General features: G+C 41.9%; 20 protein-coding genes and 1 pseudogene. 4 read left to right on the plus strand and 17 right to left on the minus strand.

Going from position 1 to position 24922, the window contains the following annotated elements; translation table 11 throughout:
• Nucleotides 1-62 precede the first annotated feature (62 nt).
• The 7 genes from J699_RS10540 to gloB form a co-directional block, all read right to left on the minus strand.
• Complete coding sequence (locus J699_RS10540; protein WP_009514604.1) at nucleotides 63-2333, minus strand: NADP-dependent malic enzyme; 2271 nt, start codon at nucleotides 2331-2333, stop codon at nucleotides 63-65.
• 191 nt (nucleotides 2334-2524) lie between these two features.
• Nucleotides 2525-5395: an EAL domain-containing protein gene (locus tag J699_RS10535; protein ID WP_032867399.1), complete on the minus strand. Its 2871-nt coding sequence runs from the start codon at nucleotides 5393-5395 to the stop codon at nucleotides 2525-2527.
• 119 nt (nucleotides 5396-5514) lie between these two features.
• Entirely contained in the window at nucleotides 5515-6231 is a 717-nt protein-coding gene (locus J699_RS10530; RefSeq protein WP_032867397.1) for a 16S rRNA (uracil(1498)-N(3))-methyltransferase, read from the minus strand.
• A 22-nt stretch (nucleotides 6232-6253) separates the two neighbouring features.
• The gene (metF, locus tag J699_RS10525) at nucleotides 6254-7090 is read right to left on the minus strand and encodes a methylenetetrahydrofolate reductase [NAD(P)H] (RefSeq protein WP_005229551.1); all 837 of its coding nucleotides are present in this window, start codon (nucleotides 7088-7090) and stop codon (nucleotides 6254-6256) included.
• 73 nt (nucleotides 7091-7163) lie between these two features.
• Complete coding sequence (gene ahcY / locus J699_RS10520) at nucleotides 7164-8546, minus strand: adenosylhomocysteinase (RefSeq protein ID WP_004771530.1); 1383 nt, start codon at nucleotides 8544-8546, stop codon at nucleotides 7164-7166.
• A gap of 302 nt (nucleotides 8547-8848) precedes the next feature.
• A complete protein-coding gene (locus J699_RS10515; RefSeq protein WP_004771531.1) occupies nucleotides 8849-9055 on the minus strand; it encodes a hypothetical protein in 207 nt (68 codons plus the stop codon).
• A gap of 299 nt (nucleotides 9056-9354) precedes the next feature.
• The gene (gene gloB, locus J699_RS10510) at nucleotides 9355-10086 is read right to left on the minus strand and encodes a hydroxyacylglutathione hydrolase (protein ID WP_032867395.1); all 732 of its coding nucleotides are present in this window, start codon (nucleotides 10084-10086) and stop codon (nucleotides 9355-9357) included.
• 352 nt (nucleotides 10087-10438) lie between these two features.
• Here gloB and J699_RS10505 point away from each other — a divergent pair, with 352 nt between their 5' ends.
• Nucleotides 10439-11425: a hypothetical protein gene (locus tag J699_RS10505; protein ID WP_032867393.1), complete on the plus strand. Its 987-nt coding sequence runs from the start codon at nucleotides 10439-10441 to the stop codon at nucleotides 11423-11425.
• On the plus strand, nucleotides 11419-12288 hold the full coding sequence (locus J699_RS10500; RefSeq protein WP_032867391.1) for a histone deacetylase: 870 nt from the start codon (nucleotides 11419-11421) through the stop codon (nucleotides 12286-12288). Before J699_RS10505 ends, J699_RS10500 begins: the two co-directional genes overlap by 7 nt.
• Before the next feature lie 44 nt (nucleotides 12289-12332).
• Here J699_RS10500 and J699_RS10495 read toward each other — a convergent pair whose 3' ends face one another.
• The 9 genes from J699_RS10495 to J699_RS10455 form a co-directional block, all read right to left on the minus strand.
• Nucleotides 12333-13028 carry a methionine ABC transporter permease gene (locus J699_RS10495; protein WP_004654491.1) on the minus strand — a complete coding sequence of 232 codons (696 nt, stop codon included), beginning with the start codon at nucleotides 13026-13028 and terminating at the stop codon, nucleotides 12333-12335.
• The gene (locus J699_RS10490) at nucleotides 13025-14053 is read right to left on the minus strand and encodes a methionine ABC transporter ATP-binding protein (RefSeq protein WP_032867388.1); all 1029 of its coding nucleotides are present in this window, start codon (nucleotides 14051-14053) and stop codon (nucleotides 13025-13027) included. The genes J699_RS10495 and J699_RS10490 overlap by 4 nt, the downstream gene beginning before the upstream one ends.
• Nucleotides 14054-14125: 72 nt before the next feature.
• A complete protein-coding gene (locus J699_RS10485) occupies nucleotides 14126-15001 on the minus strand; it encodes a MetQ/NlpA family ABC transporter substrate-binding protein (protein WP_032867386.1) in 876 nt (291 codons plus the stop codon).
• Nucleotides 15002-15611: 610 nt separating this feature from the next.
• Nucleotides 15612-16898 carry a phosphoribosylamine--glycine ligase gene (purD, locus tag J699_RS10480; protein ID WP_032867384.1) on the minus strand — a complete coding sequence of 429 codons (1287 nt, stop codon included), beginning with the start codon at nucleotides 16896-16898 and terminating at the stop codon, nucleotides 15612-15614.
• A gap of 200 nt (nucleotides 16899-17098) precedes the next feature.
• Nucleotides 17099-18673 carry a bifunctional phosphoribosylaminoimidazolecarboxamide formyltransferase/IMP cyclohydrolase gene (gene purH / locus J699_RS10475; RefSeq protein ID WP_032867381.1) on the minus strand — a complete coding sequence of 525 codons (1575 nt, stop codon included), beginning with the start codon at nucleotides 18671-18673 and terminating at the stop codon, nucleotides 17099-17101.
• Nucleotides 18674-18753: 80 nt separating this feature from the next.
• The gene (fis, locus tag J699_RS10470) at nucleotides 18754-19023 is read right to left on the minus strand and encodes a DNA-binding transcriptional regulator Fis (RefSeq protein WP_001086304.1); all 270 of its coding nucleotides are present in this window, start codon (nucleotides 19021-19023) and stop codon (nucleotides 18754-18756) included.
• Nucleotides 19024-19397: 374 nt separating this feature from the next.
• Complete coding sequence (locus J699_RS10465) at nucleotides 19398-20258, minus strand: DUF3426 domain-containing protein (protein WP_032867379.1); 861 nt, start codon at nucleotides 20256-20258, stop codon at nucleotides 19398-19400.
• Between the two features lie 14 nt (nucleotides 20259-20272).
• Complete coding sequence (gene prmA, locus J699_RS10460; protein WP_005229571.1) at nucleotides 20273-21175, minus strand: 50S ribosomal protein L11 methyltransferase; 903 nt, start codon at nucleotides 21173-21175, stop codon at nucleotides 20273-20275.
• 183 nt (nucleotides 21176-21358) lie between these two features.
• A complete protein-coding gene (locus tag J699_RS10455; RefSeq protein WP_032867378.1) occupies nucleotides 21359-21751 on the minus strand; it encodes a hypothetical protein in 393 nt (130 codons plus the stop codon).
• Between the two features lie 251 nt (nucleotides 21752-22002).
• On the opposite strand from J699_RS10455, the gene mnmG reads away from it, so the two are divergent.
• Nucleotides 22003-23883 (plus strand): tRNA uridine-5-carboxymethylaminomethyl(34) synthesis enzyme MnmG, encoded by a 1881-nt coding sequence (gene mnmG, locus J699_RS10450; protein ID WP_009514640.1) that lies wholly within the window; start codon nucleotides 22003-22005, stop codon nucleotides 23881-23883.
• Between the two features lie 119 nt (nucleotides 23884-24002).
• Complete coding sequence (locus J699_RS10445) at nucleotides 24003-24335, plus strand: DMT family transporter (protein WP_005229577.1); 333 nt, start codon at nucleotides 24003-24005, stop codon at nucleotides 24333-24335.
• A gap of 222 nt (nucleotides 24336-24557) precedes the next feature.
• Here the strand turns inward: J699_RS10445 and J699_RS19790 are convergent.
• Nucleotides 24558-24778: pseudogene (locus tag J699_RS19790) on the minus strand (DUF6500 family protein).
• Nucleotides 24779-24922: the final 144 nt, after the last annotated feature.

The raw sequence follows: 24922 nt of genomic DNA on the forward strand, positions 1-24922 counted from the left end.
AGAATAGAGGTTTTCTCAAGCGCTAAGCGAAGCTTTTCCAGAAAAGCTTCGCTTAGGTGAACTTAGTTCTGGCTTTGTTGAATTTCAGCAACTGTTAATGCTGTCATATTGACCAGACGGCGAGTCGTTGCCGTAGGTGTCAGAATATGAACAGGTTTTGCAGCACCGAGTAAAATAGGACCAATGGTCACATTATTACCCGAAGTTGCTTTTAACAGGTTGAATGAAATGTTTGCCGAATCGAGGTTAGGCATAATCAACAAGTTTGCCGAGCCTTTGAAGCGTGAATTCGGGAATGCAAAATGACGAATATTTTCATCTAATGCAGCATCACCGTGCATCTCGCCTTCAACTTCAAGTTCAGGAGCCTGTTCAGACAACAAACGGTAAACTTCACGCATTTTTTGTGCGCTTGGATCGGTTTGATCGCTACCAAAGCTCGAGTGTGAAAGCAGGGCAACACGCGGTGTAATACCAAAACGGCGAACTTCTTCTGCTGCCAAAATTGTCATTTCAGCAAGCTGAGCCGCAGTTGGGTTGGTGTTTACATAGGTATCGGCAATAAATAAATTGCGATCCTCAAGCATCAAGGCGTTCAAGGTAAAGAATGTGCTGCGACCTTCTTTTAAGCCAATGATATTTTTCACGAAATCTAAGTGAATGTCATAGCTTGAATAAGTACCACATAACATGCCATCTGCTTGACCAAACTTCACCAGCATGGCTGCAATGAGTGTAGAACGACGGCGTGCTTCACGTTGCGCGTATTCAACCGTAACGCCTTTGCGTTGCATGATCTGGTGATATTCTTTAGAGAACTCTTCGTACTGAGGATTTTTTTCCTGATCGACAATTTCAATGTTTACACCATGTTGTAAGCGTAAACCAAGCTTTTTGATATTCTCTTCGATCACCGCGGTACGACCAACAAGAATCGGTTTTGCCAAGCCTTCGTCAACAGCAATCTGAACTGCACGTAATACGCGTAGATCTTCACCTTCAGCATAGGCAATGCGTTTCGGGTCGGTTTTTGCCTGTGCAAAGATCGGTTTCATCAAGAATGCCGAGTTATAAACAAACTCAGAAAGACGTTGACGATATGCAGAGAAATCTTCGATTGGACGGGTTGCGACGCCAGAATCCATTGCTGCTTTGGCAACGGCTGGGGCAATTTCCAGAATCAAACGTTGATCAAGCGGGCGAGGGATCAGGTAGTCACGACCAAATGAAGCTGATTTTTCACCATAAGTGGCAGCATCTGCTTCCACATGTGCCATACGCGCAATCGCGTGGACACAGGCAATTTTCATGTCTTCGTTAATGGTTGTGGCACCAACATCCAGTGCACCACGGAAGATATAAGGGAAACAAAGTGCATTGTTCACTTGGTTCGGATAGTCAGAACGACCTGTTGCCATAATCACATCTGGGCGAACTTCGTGTGCATGTTCAGGTAAAATTTCCGGATCAGGGTTTGCCAAGGCAAAAATGATCGGGTTCTCAGCCATTTCCTTAACCATTTCTTTGGTCAAGATGCCTGCAGCTGAAAGACCAAGGAACATGTCTGCGCCTGCCATGACTTCATGCAACTGGCTGGCTTGAATGTCTTGAACATAACGTTTTTTCGACTCGTCCAGACCTTCACGGGCAGTGGTTAAAAGACCGCGAGAGTCGGCAACAACGATGTTGTTTTTATTTACGCCTAATGCGCAAAGTAAGTCTAGGCAAGAAAGTGCAGCAGCACCTGCGCCTGAGGCAACAATTTTAATTTCATCAATTTTCTTATTTACGATCTGTAAAGCATTAAGCAATGCTGAACCGACAATAATACTGGTTCCATGTTGGTCATCATGGAATACCGGAATTTTCATGCGTTCGCGAAGTTTCTTTTCGATATAGAAACATTCTGGCGCTTTGATATCTTCAAGGTTGATACCACCAAAAGTTGGCTCTAGGGCCGCAACGATATCAACGATTTTGTCTGGATCATTTTCATCAATTTCGATATCGAAGACATCAACACCAGCGAACTTTTTAAATAGAACGCCTTTACCCTCCATAACCGGCTTAGAAGCAAGAGGACCAATATTTCCCAAACCAAGCACGGCAGTACCATTACTCACGACGGCGACCAGATTACCACGTGCTGTATATTTTGCAGCGGTAGAAGGGTCACGTTCGATTTCTAAACATGGAGCTGCAACACCAGGGGAATAAGCAAGCGCTAGATCTCGTTGGTTAACGAGCTGCTTGTTTGGTGTCACACTGATTTTTCCAGGTGTAGGAAATTCATGGTAATACAAAGCGGCTTGTTTTAAAGATTGATCGTCCATCTGAGTCTCATTTGTTCCGATAATAATCAGACATATACAAGTCCAATTACTATATTAAGATAAGTGCACAAGAATATAGCACTAGTTCATGCTTTCGCACAGTCAAAAAAGCTTATTTTCACTCAACGTTACAGCGATTCACAGGCTAGATTTGCTTCAAAGAAAAGGACCAAAAAGCTTAAAATTCACGTTTAAATGGAATATCTTGCCGTTGACAGTTGTAGGTGCTGTTGCAGGTACTCTGTTGCAGCAGTCGCAGTTAGTGGTTTCGAGAACAGGTAACCCTGTAATATGTCGCAGTTTTGTTTTTTGAGATAGTCGCGTTGCTGTTCGGTTTCCACACCTTCGGCCACAACTTTTAAGCCAATGGTTTTACCCATGGCGATCATGGCATTAACGATCGCATCCTGTTTCGGATTGCCAATTTTCAAAATAAAAGCACGATCAATTTTTAAAATGTCAATTGGATATTCGGTTAAGTAGGCCAGAGAAGAATAGCCGGTACCAAAGTCATCCAGTGCGATGCAAATCTGACGTTGTTTCAGGGCATTGAGAATGGTTTTAACATTTTCGGTATTTTCCAGAAAGGCGGATTCGGTAATTTCCAGTTCCAGATTTTTGCCAGAAATGCCATACGTCATCAGGACATCATCAATATCATGCAGCAATTGACCACGCAAAATTTGTTGGGCCACAATATTGACGGCAATATTGATATTATTAAAGCCAAGTTGCTGCCAGACCTGTAATTGCTTGGCCGCTTCATGTAATACAAACTGTCCGATATCAGAGATTAAACTGGTACTTTCTGCCAAAGGAATAAAGATGCTTGGCATAATTAGTCCTTTGCTTGGATGTTTCCAGCGAATCAAGGCTTCAAAACCATTAATCTGGTCATCGATTGCGCTGATCTTCGGTTGATAGTAAACCACCAGTTCCTTGTTCTGAATGGCCTTCCGCAGATCAAGTTCCAGATCACTATATTTGGCAACAAAATTGGCTCTTTCATTGGAATAATAATGGATGGTATTACCGCCTAAACGTTTGGCTTCGTTCAGTGCCTGTTCAGCATGGGTATTTAAATTATCCACCTGACGGCCATGCTCTGGATAAATGGCCACGCCAATGGAAATGCTGACAAAATACTCCTGATCGGCAATATAAAATGCTTTGCTAAAAGCTTCTACAATGTTATTGCAGAGTTGATGAATAGGCGGATGCAGATGGGATATCTCATAAATAATGGCAAAATCATCTGCGCTTAAATGCGCCACCAGCAGGGCATCAATATTACTGATGCGTAGACGTTGCGCCACCTGTTTAAGCAGCTCATTGCCGGCTTTATTGCTGATGATTTCATTGAGTGCGCGGAAACGGTCAATGTTTAGACGGATAACAGCCAAATGTTGAATGGCAGGTTCATTGACCAGATATTGATGCAGTTGCTGCTGATAATAAAAACGGTTGGGCAGGTCGGTTAGCGTATCGTAATTGGTCAAATACGATAAGCGCTGTTCCTGATGCTTACGTTCAGTCTGATCCGAAACAATACCGATATAATTAATAACGCGATCCTGTTCATCTTTGACTGCATTGATATGAATCCAGAGGAAACATGACTTATCTGAGATATAGGTTTCCTGAAATTCACCTTCATATTCCTGCGCTTCACGCAAGGTATCCAAGATGGAGAGATGGAAATTATGATGATGCTGTTTATTTTGTCTGGTAATTTCAAACAGCTGTTTGCCTACAACAGCTTGCTTATCCAGACCGGTCAGCTGCTCGTATTTAGGATTGATCTCAACATAATTAAAGTGTTCATCCAGAATGAAAATACCTTCGGATGCCTGCTCAAATACATTGGCAGCCAATTTCAGCCGTTCCTGATCTTTCTTTTCCTGATTGATATCACGGTGCACACCCACCATACGTAAAGCGTTGCCATTTTTCGGATCTCTTAAAATCACCTGACCGACAGCGTGAATCCAGGTCCAGTCACCATTTCCATATTTAACACGAAAGGTTTCTTCATAACGTGGGGTTTGGCCGGATAAGTGTTGATGGAGCGTGTTTTTTACCCGTTCAACATCATTAGGGTGGGCAACCTCATTGAGCAGGCTATAAAGGTTCTGGGCATTATGCTCAACTTCATGCGGTGGAGTTATATTATGAATGGTATTTTCAAGATTCCAGTCCCAATGCTGAATACCTGCAGTTTCGTGCGCCAAGGCCAGACTCTGACGATTTTCCTCTAAACTTTCGTTCATCTGGGTCAGGTCAAAAGTACGCTCACGAACTTTTTGTTCGAGCAAATGATTATTGAACTGCAACTGGGCTTCGATATCTTTAGACTTGTTCACCTCATGCTGCAGTTGCTGGCACAGTTCTTCTGTCCAGTGGTTGTGCTGTTCTGCGACATCAATCAGCTGTTTATTTTTTTCAAGCACCAGTGCCAGATGCTTGTGAATCTTGTAGGTGGCCTGGGCACAAAGTACGGTTGCGAAAAAAGATGAATAATAGGCCAGATAGAATAAATTATGTTCATGATCCCGCTGTATAAGCTGGGAAATAAATAATGGCGTAATACTCGGGATAAAAAATAAGAAAAAATAACGAATATGTTGGGTTAAAAAAGTCAGCGCAATAATATGAGAGGCAGTCAGTAATAACGCGGTAAGTGTTAAAACATGCGTGCCGATTAAATTCGGAACATCATTGCCTAAATAATCATTAATAATGACCGTATTGGCACCAATCAATAAACCAGTAAAAAAACAGATCAACTGAAAGATAAGATGGGTGGTGTGGCTATAGCGAACCGCAGAGTAACGTTTTAATAAAAAATGACAAATACAGGAAAAACCAAACAGGATGGCAAGGGTTATACTCATCCAGGTGGTAAAAATATTGGATTCAAATGTATAAAAAGCGCCAAACAGCGCATAATCTAACAGACAAATACCAAACACACTTATGACAAATAAGCGGACATGATTCGGATAACTAATTTGATCCGTATAGATAAACTGTGGCAAGCTTTTGTCCTGTACCCCTAACATATAAAGCATAATCCTTTTCATTTTTTATCTATGTGCACAGTCTTTGTTTTTTTGTAAACATAGTCGATTTGCGCTTTAAATTAGCGCTAAATAAAATGGAAAGCAATGCTCAGGCATGATTAGGGAGCAAAGTGATAATTCAAAATGGATAAAGCCACAACCGGCGCGGTTTCTGTTCTTAAAACCCGATCTCCGATACACCAGTTTTTAAAATTATTTTGATTAGCAATGTTAATTTCTGCTTCACTTAGGCCACCTTCGGGACCAATCAGTAAGGCCAGATCCGGTGAACTATTTAACAATACATTTTCCTGATCTTTATTCGGGGCAAGTACAAAACGTGAGGCAGGTAAATCGGACTCAACCCAGTCGCTGAGTGAAATTGGCGCAAGAATTTCTGGTACACGGTTCATGCCGCATTGTTCACATGCAGCAATGGCAACAGACTGCCAGTGATCCAGTTTCTTTTGGTCACGATCATACTTTAAACGCATTTCGCAACGTTCACTGGTTAAGAGCTGAATGGTGCTCACGCCGAGTTCAGTGGCCTTCTGGATCGCATAATCCATACGATCACCTTTACTCATGACTTGTCCTAAGATCACTTTAAAAGGTGCAGTACGATCTGCTGTATCAAATTGATCGACTGAAACAAAGGCATTTTTTTTGTTGATCTGAGTCAGTGTGACCACATATTCGCCACCTTTTCCATTGAAAAAGATGGCCTGTTCTTGTTCTTTGGCACGAAGCACGCGTACCCAGTGATGAAATACCGATTCTGTTAATTCAATGGTATGGCCAGTATTTAATTCGGTTTCGATATAAAAACGATTCATGCTTGGGTAGGGCTCGTACAAATTAGTTTAAACCAAGATCAACAACCAGTTGTCGAGTCGGTTCGGTTTGGTTCATTGAGTAGAAGTGCAGGGTTGGTGCGCCACCCGCGATCAGTCGCTCGCACAGATTCACAATCACTTCGTGACCGAAAGCTTTGATGCTTGCGCTATCATCACCATAGGCAGCCAGTTGCTTACGGATCCAGCGTGGAATTTCGGCACCTGTACCATCAGCAAAGCGGATCAGGTTGCTTGCATTGGTGATCGGCATGATACCTGGTGCAACTGGAATATTCACGCCTGCTTTGGCAATTCGTTCAATAAAATAGAAATATGCATCTGGATTGAAGAAAAATTGGGTAATACCCGCATTGGCACCCGCATTAACTTTCTCTACAAAACGCTGGATATCACCATCAAAACTGTCTGCTTGTGGATGCATTTCAGGATAAGCAGCGACTTCAATGTGAAAATGGTCACCTGAATGTTCACGAATAAAGCGAACCAGATCCTGAGCATAAGGGAGTTCACCCAGGCCGACCTGACCTGATGGTAAATCACCACGCAATGCCACAATGCGATCAATGCCTTGAGATTTATATAAGTCTAATAGCTCAGCGATACGTGCCTTATCATCCCCGATACAAGACAAGTGCGGTGCAACAGGGGTGCCTTGACCATTAAAGTCATTAATCGCCGCTAAGGTACGTTCACGGGTAGAACCGCCAGCACCATACGTAATGGAGAAAAACTCTGGATTTAACAGTTGTAGTTCTTGGTGAACAACACGTAACTTTTCCGCACCCGCATCAGTTTTTGGTGGGAAAAATTCAAAAGAAATAGGAACACGCTTGGTCATTTCAAATCCTTTTTAACTCGCCTGGAAAATTTTAGAAAAAAGGGCAGTCCGTAAAACGTCTGCCCTGATGTTCTTAGTATTTATAAGCGTCAGATTTGAACGGGCCTTCCACAGGAACGCCTAAGTAATCTGCCTGTACTTGCGTCAACTGTGTAAGCACACCACCAAAGCCAACAACCATTGCCGCAGCAACTTCTTCGTCTAATTTCTTAGGAAGTACTTCTACGCGAATCGCCGCTTGTTTTTGATCGGCAGGTAAATCAGCAAATTTCTCAGCGAATAAATGCATTTGACCTAAAACCTGGTTGGCGAAAGAACCATCCATGACACGTGACGGGTGACCTGTGGCATTGCCAAGGTTGACTAGGCGACCTTCTGAAAGAAGGATCAAATAGTTGTTTTCATCTTCTGAACGATATACTTGGTGGACTTGTGGCTTCACTTCAACCCACTTGTAACCACGGAGGTAAGCTGTATCGATTTCAGTGTCAAAGTGACCGATGTTACATACAACCGCACCCGCTTTTAAGCTATCTAACATGGCTGAATCACATACGTGATAGTTACCCGTCGTTGTTACAACAAGGTCAGTATTGCCGAGTAGGTCGTGATTGATGTCTTCTTTCTTGCCAGTTTGTACGCCATTTTTGTATGGAGAAACAACTTCGTAGCCATCCATACATGCCTGCATTGCACAAATCGGGTCCACTTCAGTCACACGTACGATCATGCCTTCCTGACGTAAAGATTGAGCCGAACCTTTACCCACATCACCATAACCGATCACAAGTGCACGACGACCAGAAAGCAACATGTCAGTTGCACGTTTGATCGCATCGTTTAATGAATGACGGCAACCGTATTTGTTGTCGTTTTTCGATTTAGTGATCGAATCATTCACATTGATGGCAGGAACTTTAAGTGAACCGTCTTTCCACATTTCCAATAGACGTTGTACGCCTGTTGTGGTTTCTTCGGTAATACCGTGGATGCGTTCTAACAGCGCAGGGTATTTTTCGTGAACAAGTGCAGTTAAGTCACCGCCATCGTCCAGAATCATGTTGGCATCCCAAGGTTGACCATTCACATTGATCTGTTGCTCTAGGCACCATACATATTCTTCTTCTGTTTCACCTTTCCAGGCAAATACAGGCACGCCGCTTGCAGCAATCGCAGCAGCAGCATGATCTTGAGTCGAGAAGATGTTGCATGAAGTCCAACGTACTTCTGCGCCAAGTTCAACCAATGTTTCAATTAAAACAGCAGTCTGGATGGTCATATGGATACAACCCAGAATTTTTGCGCCAGCAAGTGGTTTAGCAGCAGAATAACGCTTACGTAAGCCGATCAAAGCTGGCATTTCTGCTTCAGCAAGTTTGATCTCTTTACGACCGTAGTCAGCAAGGGAAATATCGGCAACTTTATAATCTGTAAATGAAGCATTCACCGCGTTCATCAGGATCTCCTAGAAAAAATAGTATGGATCATTCTGTTCGCGGATGCCGTTGTTGGCTAAAGCGAATGTTTAACCGATCGTCGAGCCTGGCAAATTGATCTTTAGTGCCGATCAATTGTCGCAGCATCCCTCGACTGGGCAATATGATACTTGGAAATCGGTTGCGTTCCAATGAAATTTTTATTGGAAATGGCTAGAAAATGAAGAATTAAAAAAGGGAGATAAAGTTGGAACTATGCTTATCTTTATAAATCAAGGATTCCAAATCCCTTTGGAACCCTCGTGTTTTGGAAATTTTATCATTAGGCTTTTAAATGATCTTCGAATTCTTCACCCAACTGCATTGCTAAAGCATTACCAGAGAGATCGCCTGTCACCAAACCATATTCTTTTTTAAAGCTGAAGGTAAAACCACGGTTATCTGTAAGATTTTTAACTGAATATCCCAATTTTTCTAACCAAATACGGAAAGCCAATACGTTTTTTGCTTTAACAACTCTGTTTTTCATGCCAGAGATCTCCTTGTGAACATGTATTTATTAATAAGGGTCAGCCAAATTTTTTTAAAGGGGCAATACATAGAATTATTTTGCCACGTGTAAGTAATGTAAAATTAGCGTAATTTTTCTAAGTATAATTTTATCTAGTGTTTTTATATCTATTTGAATTTAAATACTAAACTATTTTTAATTTTTGGGATTTAAAAATTATTTTTTAAATAAATATTTCATGACAAATGTAAAAAATGATTTCATTTTCTAGCTCAAATGAAGCGTAGAAAATGAATCGCTTAAATTAACATCAATCATTAAAACTGATCTTTCAGGCTACGGATGCGCGCGAACTCCTCAGCACTATCAGTACGTAAAAATGGATTGGTTGCAAGTTCCAGTTCAATGCTACTCGGCAAGGTAATTTGCTCTGCATCACGTAATGCTTTGACCTGTCGCATCCGTTCTTGCAAGGCGACATTATGTGGCTCGACAGTCAAGGCAAACTCGCCATTGGCAAGGGTATATTCATGGGTGCAATACACTTTGGTCTGGATAGGTAATGCGGCCAGTCGATTTAAGGAATGATACATTTGTTCGGCTGTGCCTTCGAATAAACGCCCGCAGCCCATTGCAAACAGGGTATCACCACTGAACAGGCTATCCATTTCTTCAATAAAATAAGTGATATGACCTAAGGTATGGCCTGGGGTTGCGATCACCTCAATTTTCAGATCATTAAATTGAAAATGATCATTATTCTGTAGCGGATTTGAGATGAGAGAGATTTTGCTCAATTCATCCCGCGGGCCAAAGACTTCAATATTCTGATTGGCCAATAAGCCAGGGACACCACCGGTATGGTCTGGATGCCAATGGGTTAGCCAGACCTGTTTCAGCGTGAGTTGATGCTGCTGGCAAAAGGCAGTGACCAGATCGGCTTCTGTGGGATCGACCGCAACAACTTCTTTGCTGCGGGTATCTTCCAATAACCAGATATAATTTTTTAAGGCATTTTTGACGTCAATGACATGGATCTTATAGTGCATGACCGAATCCTGAATCTTTATTGCATGTGGTTATTGTGGGTGGGGTACTAAATATTTAGTGCCTGTCTCTAGTTTAAGTGCAAATGTCATTCAGTGCAAAAAAGCGCTGCATTTGTACAGTAATACTGACTTTTTAAGGCAGATTCTGACGTCGATATCCACGCAATTTATTAATAGTTGACAAGTGTTGTATTTTCAATAAAGATGAAAGAAAAGTTTTATAAGTGAATGATTTATATTCATCTTTGATCCTATAAGAAATACTTTATTAAAGCTAAACTATTTAAAAATTAGATTTAACAAAATAAGGATGAGGTCGTTGTAAATCATCATAACAAAGCAGGGGGAGCTTATGTCTGATGTGGCTGATCACGAAGTGGTCATGATTTTTAAAAAATATTTATATCCGCTCTCTGCCAAACTGACAGAAATGTTAAATGAACACTTTAGCCATCAAACAGAGCGCAGAGGTTGTGGCTATACACAAGCGACGCGGGTGATTGCAGAGTTTGTTTCGCAGGTGCGTGATCCGGTCGGGTTTCAGGATTTACGCATTTTTGAAGATTATGAAAGTAAAGCGCTGAAAAATATTCTTAATCAATCTGCTTCTTATGGCCTGTCACTGCAAACATGGCGTAATCTGGATATGAATGCGGATGTCCAGCAATGTTTACAGCGTTTAGATGCGCAAGAATCATTTACTCAATATTTGCAACAGGAAGTGGAATTCCAAGCCAAACTTAGAAATATTCATCAATATGCCCAGCTCGAAGAAAGCAAACTGATCTGTCAGTTGCTTGCCGATATTATCCTTCCTCATACAGCGCAGGATTTCGACATGATTGAATGTCAGGCTTTGGCTGAAAAGCCTAAGGTGGGTTCTTGTCCCATGGCGGAAAAATTCTTTTTGCGTATCGCCCATCACCGTTTATTACGGCAGGGCGAAATCAATATTTTTGTGGTTCAACAGGATCAACCGGTTATGATGGAAAAGCTGAATATGGGGGATAACCATTCCTGTATCAGTCTGGTTCCTTTAATGATGAATGGAGTACGATTACCGGCAGGCAGTTTATTCTCTACACATTATGAGATTGAACAACTCGAAAAGCATAAAAACAAGCAATATAAAGGTTATGTGATCCCGATTGCCAAAATGAATGGTTTCTGGTTTTTACGTCTAACCACCTTGGCTGTTTCGCCACAACATCGTGCGCGGGCATTTGGTTATCATTTTAAACAACAGGTCGATAATGGATTATTCAGACCGGATAGCACTGAGTTAAGTCAGCTGATGGATATTGCCAAAGATCAGATTTATGTAGGACATCCATGCTAAAGGCTTGTTACTCCCCGCGATACTTTGCACAGACGCATACCAATAGTATGGAAAAACTCACCGCTGTTGCCGATGTGCTGCGTACGCATCAAATGGCAGAGCTGGTTGATCCAGGGCTGATTGATATTGAGATCTTAAGAAAACTACATCATCCACACTACGTCGATGCTTTTCTATCAGGGCAATCGGCATTCGCCACCATTCAAGGTTTTAAGCCATGGAACGAGCAGTTGAGAGATGCGATTTTATCGGTTCAGGCGGGACAATTGCGAGGCGCTGAGATTGCCTTGAAAGAAGGAATCGCTGCCAATATTGCTCAGGGATTTCATCACGCCAGTTATGAATCGGGTGCCGCGTATTGCACTTTTAATGGTCTGGCACTGGTCGCGAAGCAATATCCTGAGAAACGGATCTTCATTTTGGATTGTGATCAACATGGGGGGGATGGTACGGCTATTTTTACCAACCGTATGACCAACCTGATTAATTTTGGCATTTTTGGCATCCGTTTTGGCTGCAAGGCGGGTGAACGTAGTCTGACCCGATATATTCATCCGAAACAGGGAAATTTTGATTTGTATCGAGAGGCGATCTTTGAGGCTTTTCAATATGCATCACGCTGGGAAGCGGATCTGATGATTTATCAGGCCGGGATGGACTGTCATCAACATGATAAATACGGTTCTAAATGGTTGACCACTGAGTTGCTATTTGAACGGGATCGTATTGTCTTTGACATGGCCAAGAAAATGAAAATTCCGCTCTTGTTTGTATTGGCAGGGGGATATCAGGCGCTGGATGATTTGGTGCCTTTACATGTCAATACATTCAAGGCCGCCAATGAAATCTATTTTTCCAACTAAAAAACAAAAAACGCTCAAGTTGAGCGTTTTTTTGAAGTAATTGATTAGCGCAATTTAGCCAACCAATCCCCAAGCATCTGTACCATTTGCACCAGTAGCAATAACACGATTACGGTTAAAATCACCACGCTGGTGTCGAAACGTTGATAACCGTACGAAATTGCCAAGTCACCGATACCACCTGCACCGACTGCACCTGCCATTGCTGTTGCGCCGATCAGGGAAATCGTACCTGTGGTTAGGTTAAGAATCAGGGAGCTACGTGCTTCGGGAATAATAAACTTGAAGATGATCTGCCATGGCGACGCGCCCATAGCCTGAGCGGACTCCACAATACCTTCATTGACTTCGAGCAGAGAGGTTTCAATCAAACGACCTAAGTATGGCCCAACATAGATAGTGAGCGGTACAATCGCAGCCCATGTACCAATTGATGTACCTACCAGCATCTTAGTCAGTGGAATCACAGCGATCAAAAGAATAATGAAGGGCAGGGAGCGCAGGGCATTCACAATCGGATTAAGGAAATAATAAATCGCACGATTTTGTAGGATACCGCCAGTGCGGGTCACGACCAGAGTAATACCCTGAATCAAGCCCCAAATACAACCAAATAGCAAAGAGAAGAAGACCATCTGGAAAGTTTCTTGCAGCGCCGTTACAAACTGGTCGATCGAGAGCGAGCTATGCCAAAAAGGAGCAGTGACTTGCGTGAGCCATTGTACAATTAAATCTCTCATTGGCTGACCACTCCAGATTGTTCTACTTTCACGCCTTGAAGTTCAAGGAAGTTTACGGTTTCTTGAATGATCAACGGATCGCCCAGCAGTTGAATAAACATTTGTCCGATCACGGTACCATTAATCTCGGTCATGTTGGCAAACAGAATATTTAAGCTGACATCAAACTGTTTAATCGCAGCCTGAATCACGGTTTCCTGTGCTGAAGTACCTAGGAACTGCAGGCTATAGATACTATTGTGATGCTGGTGTTCAAGATTACTTAAAATATTGACAGGTAACTGCTGCTGCAAAACCGTTTGGATAAAGGTTTTGGTGGTTGGGTGCTGCGGCTGGCTGAAAATATCCAAGGTTGGACCAGTTTCAATCACATGACCTGATTCCATTACGGCTACATAGTCACATACCGATTCGATCACATCCATTTCATGGGTGACCATGACAATGGTAATGTTCTGTTCCTGATTGATCTTTTTTAAGAGTGCCAGAACTGATTTGGTGGTTTGTGGGTCAAGTGCCGAGGTTGCTTCGTCACAGAGTAGAATCTTAGGATGATTGGCCAGCGCACGTGCGATACCAACACGTTGTTTTTGACCGCCTGAAAGTTCATCAGGGTAGGCATCTTTTTTATGTTTTAGATCGATAAAATCGAGCAATTCAGCCAGACGTTTATCCCGTTCAGCTTTACTATGTCCCAATAATTTAAGCGGCATCTCAATATTTTCAGACACAGTTTTGGTCTGAAGAAGATTGAAGTGCTGAAAGATCATGCCAATATTTGCACGTTCTTGACGAAGTGTTCGTGCGTCCATCGCAGTAAAGTCTTTTTGATTGATAATGACTTGTCCCTGCGTCGGGCGTTCAAGCAAATTAATCAAACGGATCAGTGTACTTTTACCTGCACCACTATAGCCGATAATGCCAAAGATACTGCCGTCCGGGATCTCTAAATTGATCTGGTCCAGTGCATTGATCGTTTGACCTTTCAACTGATAGTGTTTCGAAATGTTTTTAAATTGGATCATGTTCGTCAGTACTATGGCAGAAAAGAAAAAACAGGCAAAATCACTTTGCCTGTTTTATTTGAGAGTATTATATTACGAATTCGCTTCGGTGAGATAGCTTGTTGGTTTGTTCACGTCAACTTTTGTACCCGCGAAGTGTTCTTGCACATATTTCTTCACCGCTTCGGTGTGGTAAAGTGCGCCAACTTTTTGCAATATAGGATCGTCTTTACGCGATTCTGCAGTGGCTAAAACGTTTACATTCAGCTTGGTGCTTTGATCTACAGGCTCATAGAAGATCGCATCTTTCAGAACGTTTAAACCACCTTCCATTGCAAGCGTATTACCTAATAAAATCGCATCAACTTCATCTTTAACACGTACAGCTGTTGCCATTTGAATTGGTTTGATCACAATTTTTTTCGGGTTTTCAGTAATGTCAGCAGGTGTGCCTTTTACCGGATCAAAGTCAGCTTTTAACTTAATCAAGCCCGCGCTTTGTAAAAGTAATAATGCACGTGATTCGTTCGCGCCGTCATTTGGAATGGCAATGGTGGCACCTTCAGCAAACTCTTCAACTTTCTTGACTTTGCTTGAGTAGATCCCCATTGGCTCTAAATAGGTGGTTGAAACAGGTGCAATCTTATCTTTATTGGCAGCATTAAATGCCACAAGGTAAGCGTAAGACTGGAACGCATTCAGATCAACTTCTTTGTTTGCTGCTGCAGTATTCATTGCAACATAGTCAGTGAAGTTTTTAATTTCAAGTTTTAGACCTGCAGCTTTAGTTTCAGGTAAAGTTGCAATATAACGCCAGATATCGGCGTCAGAACCTGTAGAAGCGATTACAACAGTTTGTAATGCAGCAGCATCACCTTTTTGCTCGGTAGATGCGGTATCCGGTTGTTTACTGCAAGCTGCAAGTAATAACACCGATACACTTAAAAAAAGACTAATCAGCTTTTTCATGTATAAATCCTAATCGGAATAATGTCGAGAAAATCAGCCTTTCTCGAACATTAATGATTGCAATAGGTTTGTATGTTGTAAATTGGCATCGTCCTCAAACAATCACGTGAATTATTCTTGAGGTTTTCGGTAGAGTCCTTTCCACAACACGCGAAAAATAAATGAATATTCATGTTCCCATTTAGTATATATACAGCGGGAAATCAAGCATTCATATCTTTTTCTAATCAAATTTGGATTTAGCTGCAATTTGTTTTGTTAGGCTAAATATTCTAATCATTTGAAATGAATGAAAAAGAATACTGATTTAACATAAAAACAACATCTAAAATTTCGGCAATCATAGCAATAATTTAGTGCAGGGGACAGAGCAACCGAGTGTACTATAAGGTATAAGACTATGATTATTTAAGAGAAATTGCAGCATAAGTAAATATAAATTGATGATAGTTTTATGGTTTTTTTTAAAAAGTGCTGTAGCCGGTTGAATTAAAACATAAATATATATTTTTCTGAATTTTATATTTAAATAATGAATATAGAAGTGGAAATTATGCAATTTAAGGAATAAAAAAAGCCTTCCGAAGAAGGCTTTTTTTACAGGATTTACTTATTCTGCTTTTTCACGGGCAATGGCACGATAGCCAATGTCGCTACGGTATTGCATGCCAGTGAAAGTGACCTGACCACACACCTCTAGTGCATTGATTTGTGCTTCAAGTACCGTATCACCTAATGCCGTAACGCACAGTACGCGACCACCCGCAGTAATCACATGACCATCAGCACTCATTGCTGTACCGGCATGGAAAATTTTGGTGTCTTCCGGAGATTGACCAAGACCTGAAATGACATCGCCTTTGCGAACAGTTTCAGGGTAGCCACCGGCAGCAAGCACGATACCAATCGATTTACGCTCATCCCATTCAGCTTCAGCTGGCAAGTTACCTGCAATACCTGCTTCGACCAAATCAACCAAAGAAGATTTTAAGCGCATCATGATCGGTTGGGTTTCTGGATCACCAAAACGGCAGTTGAATTCGATTACACGTGGCTGACCTTGTTCATCAATCATCAAGCCCGCGTATAAGAAACCTGTATAAACATGACCGTCCGCTGCCATACCGTCAACAGTAGGGCGCATCACTTCGTTCATGACACGTTCAAACACTTCTGGAGTTACCACTGGTGCAGGAGAGTAAGCACCCATACCACCTGTGTTTGGACCTTCATCTCCTTCAAAAATGCGTTTATGGTCTTGTGATGTCGCCATTGGCAAAATGTTGTTGCCATCGATCATACAAATAAAGCTAGCTTCTTCACCTGCAAGGAACTGTTCAATCACCACACGTGAACCCGCATCACCGAATTTGTTGCCTGCAAGCATATCGTCAATCGCAGCGAAAGCTTCTTCGTTGGTCATGGCAACGATCACGCCTTTACCCGCCGCAAGGCCATCTGCCTTGATGACGATAGGTGCACCATTTTGCTCTACATAAGCTTTAGCGGCATCGACTTCAGTAAAGACATCATAAAAAGCGGTTGGAATGTTGTGGCGCTTTAAGAAGTGTTTTGCAAATGCTTTAGAACCTTCTAGCTGCGCTGCATATTGGGTTGGTCCCCAGATTTTTAAACCAGCTTCGCGTGCTGCATCCACCACGCCATTTACTAAAGGTGCTTCAGGGCCAACAATCACTAATGCCACATCATTTTCTTTGGCAAAAGCAATAATGGCTGGATTGTCTAAAATATCGAGTTCAACGTTCTTGCATTTGTCTTCAGTTGCAGTGCCTGCATTACCTGGCGCCACAAAAACCTGAGTGACTTTTGCATCTTGTGCGATTTTCCATGCAAGTGCATGTTCACGGCCACCGCTACCCAAAACTAAAATATTCATTATAAAGTTATTTCCCTTTTTCCATATCTAAGAATATACCTGTTCAGAATAAAAAAGTCCCTCTTAACCTCTCTCTTGCGGAACTACAATCGTTCCTCATCTCCTAAGAGGAGAGGGAACCATTGATATTGGTGTAGTCTCCCTCCTTTTAGGAGGGAGATTTAGAGGGAGGTAAATAAGATGGAAATTTTAAAGTAGCATTAGTGACGGAAGTGACGCATACCCGTGAATACCATGGCAATACCAGCTTCATCTGCTGCTGCAATGGTTTCTTCGTCACGCATTGAACCGCCTGGCTGGATAATGCATTTAATGCCAGCTTTGGCAGCATTATCAATACCATCACGGAACGGGAAGAATGCATCAGAGGCCATGACTGCACCTTCAACCACTAAACCAGCATGTTCAGCCTTAATCGCAGCAATACGTGCCGAGTTGACGCGGCTCATTTGACCTGCGCCAACACCAATGGTTTGGCGGTTTTTCGCATACACGATCGCATTTGATTTCACATATTTTGCAACTTTCCATGCAAAGATAAGATCATCAATTTCCTGTTCAGTCGGCGCACGTTTGGTCACAACTTTCAGGTCATCTTTAGTGATCATGCCCAAGTCTTGGTCTTGAACCAATAAACCGCCATTCACGCGTTTATAGTCAAGCTGTGGCGCACGTGTATCAATGGCCGGAAGTTCACCACAGACCAGTACGCGTACATTCTTTTTCGCACCGGTGATTTCAAGTACACCTTCTGCAATGCTTGGTGCAATAATCACTTCAACAAATTGACGATCAACGATTGCTTGTGCTGTCGCAGTGTCTAATTCGCGGTTGAATGCAATGATGCCGCCAAATGCTGATTCAGGATCGGTTGCATAAGCAAGATCATAAGCTGCCTTGATGCCATCTAGTGAAACTGCAACACCGCAAGGGTTAGCATGTTTAACGATCACACAAGCAGGTTTCGCAAATGATTTCACACATTCAAGTGCTGCATCGGTATCTGCAATATTGTTATAAGAGAGTTCTTTGCCTTGTAATTGCTTAGCAGTAGAAACAGAGGCTTCTTTTGCATTTTCTTCTACATAGAAGGCTGCGTTCTGATGTGGGTTTTCACCATAACGTAAATCTTGTGCTTTATTCAGTTGCGTATTGAAGGTACGCGGGAAGAGATCCGCTTCGCCTTCTGCTTTACCCACGCGTGCACCTAAATAAGAAGCAATCATGCCATCGTATTGTGCTGTATGCTCAAATGCTTTAACTGCTAAATCGAAACGTGTTTCATAAGACAGCGTACCATTTGCTTTTAGCTCGGCTACGACTGTGTCGTAGTCTGCTGCATTAACGATAATACCCACTGAAGCGTGGTTTTTCGCTGCTGCACGAACCATGGTCGGACCACCGATGTCGATGTTCTCGATTGCATCTGCAAGTGAACAGTTTGGCTTTGCCACAGTTGCCGCAAATGGATACAGGTTAACAATCACCAGATCAATCGGATCAATGTTGTGTTCTTGCATCACCGCTTCGTCCAGACCACGACGCGCCAAGATGCCTCCATGAATTTTTGGATGCAGTGTTTTAACACGGCCATCCATCATTTCAGGAAAACCTGTATGTTCAGAAACTTCTACGACGGCAATATTGTTGTCTTTAAGCAACTTATAGGTACCGCCCGTAGATAAAATTTCTACCCCTAGCGCTACAAGATTTTGAGCGAATTCAACGATTCCGGTTTTGTCGGATACAGAGATTAAAGCACGTTTGATAGTCATGATTTTAGTCAACAGTTTGAAGTCTACAGATTAAAACAAAGGCAAAAAAAATGCCCACGAGAACGTGAGCATTTTATCAATTATTCACTCATTAAACCGTGAGCTTTTAACTTTTTGCGTAAAGTTCCGCGGTTAAGGCCTAAAATCTCAGCAGCACGCGTTTGGTTGCCACGAGTATATTCTAAGACCACAGATAAAAGAGGTTTCTCCATTTCTGCTAAAACCATGTCATAAACTTGAGATGGTTGCTCACCTTGCAATTGTGCAAAATAATGACGAACTGCGCGATCTACATGGATGCGAAGAGCGACATCAGATTGAGCCGTAAAAATAGGAGATTTGCTATTCATGCGTGTTAATCCGAAAAATCAAAATATCACTTGGGTAAAGTGATATAAATGTGGTCTAAATTACTGAGCCCCGTTTTAGATCCTAAAACAGTGACTCTAAAACAAAAGGACTATTAGCTTGCCACAAATCCTCGAGTTGTGTAAAAAATAAGCGTAACAATAGTTAAATATTTGTTACCGCCTACTTTCAAAAACAAAAAAACCAACAATGCGCTTATTGGGTAAAAGCACAGTTCGTTTAACGATTTTATTGTCTGTAAATTACGAGGAGTAAGTGGGTCAAAGCATTCGTGGCGCGTATCATACCACTGTCAGCGAAAAAGTGAGCAAATTAACTGCACTTTTTTTTGTTTTTTTGTCACTTTTTTGAGCTTTTAGGGCTGTACAAATTCTAAACTATAGTCATTGAAGCTATTTTTGCTTTTTGGAATGGTAAATTCGAAGCGAAAAGGGCTATTGGATGGAATGCGTTGAATCGTTTTTAAACTGTCAACTAAATAGTCTTGTGGTTTTAAAACTGTAGATGAAATCGCTTCACCATTTTGTTTAAGTACCACTTTTATTGGAGGCAACACTACGCTATTGGCATCCTGATTAAGCAATACGCCTGAAAAACCTGTGGCATCCTGCTTAACCCGTTTCAATTTTACTTTCTCAAATGACAGCGACTGATATTGCTCATTGCTGATCTTGCAGTTGAAAACACCACAGACATAATTAAACATCTGATTTAATGCCGGGCTTTCATGCATGAGTTTCGGGTTAAACCATAAAATCTGGAAAGCAAACACCAGAATCAGGGCAATATTACCGATACCCCAAAGGGTGTAATACAACCAGCCATGTTGTTTGTCGTTATTTTCCTGCTCAATTAAAAGTGCATCTTCTGAAAGATTCAGGTTGGGCAGGGCAGTAACCGGTTCGGTATTAAAATAATTCAGGTTATTTAGATAGGTAAGTAGGTCAATATTGGAATTTTCAATTTTCTGGTCGAAGATGCGTAGGATCTGCATCTGTTTTTCTGCAAATGAGCTATCTGGCTGGATCGAGGAAAACAGTGAGCGATTGACGGGTGTTGGTGTTACTTCACTGTCTGTTTCGAGCAAATTGGTTAATGCATTAAAGTTAATCACGCATTTTGGGCAACAAACCATGCCCTGTGCAACACTGAGTTGTGAAAGGGTCACTTTGTACACAGTTGAACATTTAGGGCAGCGGGTTTGTTTTTCACTCATAATTTATAAAATTCTCAGCTTGTTTTTCGTTTTCCTGAAATGCGGCACCAGTTTTCTTCACGCTTTTCAATTTCTAATATATCAAAAAACTCGGCGTAAACGCTAGAAACATCAGCAACTTGCTCTTCAATTACACCTGCTAGTGCGAACTCTCCCTCATTTTTTAATAAAGTTGAGAATTCAGGCGCAAGTGCCATCAGTGGGGCTGCAAGAATATTGGCAACCAGAATATCAGCCTGTTGAGGTTTGAATTCCTGATCAAACTCTTCAGGCAAGCCGACATAAAGGCGGTCAAGCACGCCATTTAACTCGGCATTCTGTTTGGTTGCGAGTACAGCTTGCGGGTCGATATCGGTTGCATAAACTTTTTTAGCACCTAATAAAAGGGCCGCAACGCCTAAAATACCTGAACCACAACCATAGTCGATGACAACTTTATCTTTAACATCGGTTTTGCCTAACCATTGTAAGCATAAGAAAGTGCTGGCATGGTTACCTGTACCAAAAGCCAGACCTGGATCAAGCTTGATGTTGGTCGCATCGGCTTCAGGTGGTTCTAACCATTCAGGAACAATCCAGAATTTTTCACTGATTTGAATCGGTTCGTAATAATCCATCCAGGCACGTTCCCACACCTGATTTTCAAGGTATTCATGGCGCATCGGCACATCTGGAAGTTGAGCTTTAAGGAAAGTTTCCAAAGCATCTACATCAATCGGGTCATCTTCTTCTTGTTGGTAAATACCTGTAACGATGACTTTATTCCACAAAGGTGTTTCACCTGGTAATGGCTCAAGCAGGGCCTGATCTTCTGCATCATCTAAAGTAACACTCACCGCACCCAATGAAAGAAGCAATGTTTCGGTCAGTTCAACTTGATTTTGATCAACAGTAATATGAATTTGTAGCCAGTTCACAGGAAAACCTAAATAAATGTATTTGTGGGTATTGTAATAGATTAAAACTTATTAAAGGGATTATAAAATAGACAGATTACAATTTTAACAGCAAATATTTGGCGGCATGAGCGCTATTACATTGTTTTTAGATTTTATAGACAAAAAAGAAGGTCATGAAGACCTTCTTTATTCTTGCTGCAATTATGGCGCAGTCTGTTCAACATCAGGAGCAACTGGCGGAGCAGGTGTCGCTGCCGGTGCACTCATCGCAGGCGCAGCTTCCATAGGAGCACTGCTCACTGGACGTGGAGCGGACTGGGTTTCAGAGAGACGACTTTGTGTGTCTACAGCAGCGTTAGAAGCTGGCATAGGTGGCTGGAATGCGAGTTTACCTGCTTCATTAGGTTCACACGAACCGTTGAAAACAACGCCTTTATACGCAAATGAAACTGGGTCACCTTGTTTTTTGCCTTTACAAACCTGTTGATACTTTTTGGCTTGTGGGTCTTGGGTAGCTTTGGTATTCGCCGCATGTGCAGCTACGCTAAAACATAGGCTACAAATAAGAGATGAAAATAAAAGCTTTGTGTTCATATCATTTTCCTAAAGTATTTGTTATGCACTTTTTAGGATAAGAAATTCATCAAATAAAACAGTGGTGTTCGAGTTAATAGTTTAAGTAGCTCTGTTAAGTATAAGATGAAAATGCAACAGAACGTTTCTTTTTGTATGTTTTGTCAGCATAACTGAGGCCTAGAATCAATCAGAATGTTGACGGTTTTTGCCAATTTGCTGCAAAACTCCTATATAATACTCTGTCATTTTTTGAATACATATTTACCACTATGCACTATCCTAAAGTTTACGACGTTATCGTAATTGGTGGCGGTCACGCTGGTACGGAAGCGGCACTTGCTGCGGCACGTATGGGAAGACAAACATTATTGTTGACGCATAATATTGAAACTTTGGGTCAGATGAGCTGTAACCCGGCAATTGGTGGTATTGGTAAATCACATCTGGTCCGTGAGATTGATGCCCTTGGTGGCGCCATGGCGCTTGCGGCGGATAAAGGTGGTATTCAATTCCGTATTCTCAATTCACGTAAGGGCGCTGCCGTTCGCGCAACACGTGCACAGGCAGATCGCGTACGTTATAAAGCTGCAATTCGCGATACGCTGGAAAATCAGGCCAATCTGGACATTTTCCAGCAAGCGGCAGATGACTTAATTGTTGAAGGCGATGCAGTGAAGGGCGTTGTGACCCAGATGGGTATCCGTTTTGATGCCAAAACTGTGGTACTGACAACCGGTACCTTCCTCGGTGGTGTGATCCATGTCGGTTTACAAAACTCGAGTGGCGGCCGTGCAGGAGATCCACCATCAATTGCACTGGCTCATCGTTTACGTGAACTTAAACTTCCTGTGGGACGTTTAAAAACAGGTACACCACCACGTATTGATGCACGCTCAGTTGATTTCTCTGTGATGACGCCACAACCGGGTGATTTTCCATCTCCTGTCATGTCATTTATGGGTGATGCCTCAATGCACCCTGAGCAAGTCAATTGCTATATCACCCATACCAGTGAAAAAACCCACGAAATTATCCGTGGCGGTTTAGACCGTTCACCAATGTATACCGGTGTGATTGAAGGTGTTGGTCCACGTTATTGCCCATCGATTGAAGATAAAATTCATCGTTTTGCTGATAAGGATTCACATCAGGTATTCCTAGAGCCAGAAGGCTTAGATACCCATGAGCTTTATCCAAATGGTATTTCGACTTCATTGCCGTTTGATGTGCAGTTCAATCTGGTACGTTCGATCCGTGGTATGGAAAATGCACATATCCTGCGTCCGGGTTATGCGATTGAATACGATTATTTCAATCCACAAGCCTTGAAATTCACACTTGAAACCAAAGCGATCCAAAACCTGTATTTTGCTGGTCAAATTAACGGTACCACAGGCTATGAAGAGGCGGGAGCACAAGGGTTACTTGCAGGCTTAAATGCTGCGCGCCGTGCTTGGGAACAAGAAGAGTGGACACCAAAACGTGATCAGGCTTACATGGGCGTGTTGGTTGATGACCTGATTACATTAGGCACCAAAGAGCCGTACCGTATGTTTACCTCACGTGCGGAATATCGTTTGATGTTGCGTGAAGACAATGCAGATCAACGTTTAACTACGATTGGTCGTGAGCTGGGTCTGGTGGATGATGAGCGTTGGGCGGCTTATAGCGAAAAAATGGAAGCTGTTGAACGCGAAACCTCTCGTTTACAACATTTGTGGGCTGCACCAAACAACCCAATGGGTAAAAAATTCGTTGAAATGACGGGTGCCGATCTCAGCAAAGAATGTAGTGCGGTTGATTTGTTGAAACGTCCAAATATCAATTTCAGTCAAATTGCGGAATTAACCGGTTCGGAAGTTTCACAGCAAGTCGGTGAGCAAATTGAAATTGCGGTGAAATATGAAGGCTATATCAATCGCCAGCATGAAGATGTGGCGCAATTGAAGCGTCTTGAAGAAACCAAGATTCCTGCTGATTTTGAATATGATGGTATTTCAGGTTTATCACGTGAAATTACCTTGAAGTTGAAGACAGTTCGTCCAGAAACCTTGGCGCAGGCAAGCCGTATTCCAGGTGTAACACCAGCCGCTGTACAATTACTGATGATTACCATCCGTAAAAACAATATGGCCAAGAAGTCAGCCTAAGCTTTCAATTCGACTTGTTCAATTAGACACTAAAAACACCCTTTAACAGAAGGGTGTTTTTTTCTCTGAGTATTTTTACTCTTATCATCATAAATATAGACCTGCTGAGGTGCGGTGAAATGAAAAACTGGATTATTTTATTTATCGCAATTATCGCGGAAGTGATTGCTACATCAGCATTGAAAAGCAGTGAAGGTTTTACCAAGCCGCTCGCTTCAATTGTTGTTGTGCTGGGGTATGTGATTGCATTTTACGGTCTCTCTTTGACGCTTAAAACCATTCCAGTCGGGATTGCCTATGCGATCTGGTCAGGCGTCGGGATTGTTTTAATTACCATAGTAGCCTGGTTCGTGTTTGATCAAAAACTGGATATATGGGGGATTATTGGAATTGCGCTGATTATGAGTGGTGTATTGATCTTGAACCTATTGTCAAAATCCAGTTCGCATTAATTTTTTAACAATAAAAAAACCGAACTGGTTGAGTTCGGTTTAAAATCCTTTGGCTATTTTTATAACATCACTGCAATATTTTACTTTTCATTGTGCTGCTCAATATTTTTTGGGTTGAATCTGGTTATAAGCTTCTATTAGCAGAAAACGTGCTGCTTAATCAACGCCTTGTTCCTTGAATTTGTCATCACCATGACCCATGCATTTCTCATGACTCATTTTTTAAGTAGATTCACTTAAAATTAAGGCCTTAATTTTGGTAGCTTTCTCAAAGTGATTAAGCTGATGCTTCATGATCCACCAGTGAGCAGCTTCCATTAAACGTTCAGGATCATCATTTTTATTGGCAAAGAAAGCATAAAAAGAAAGCCCGACATCACTGCCTTTTTTGGCAATTTTTCATCACAAACTTGAATGATTTTAGCTTGAAGTTCTTTTCTCATTTTTTGTAAAAACAATTGATGCTAGATGGGCTGATTCTAGCACTTTCGAGCTAAGTCTTTATTGAATATTTGGGCAATTTCTCCTGTAGCTATAGTCAGATGGTTCATGTCTTTTTAAGTGTAGAGTAGAGGGATTTTCGTCTG

It is taken from the genome of Acinetobacter sp. 1000160, from assembly GCF_000588715.1.
Classification (GTDB): domain Bacteria; phylum Pseudomonadota; class Gammaproteobacteria; order Pseudomonadales; family Moraxellaceae; genus Acinetobacter; species Acinetobacter courvalinii.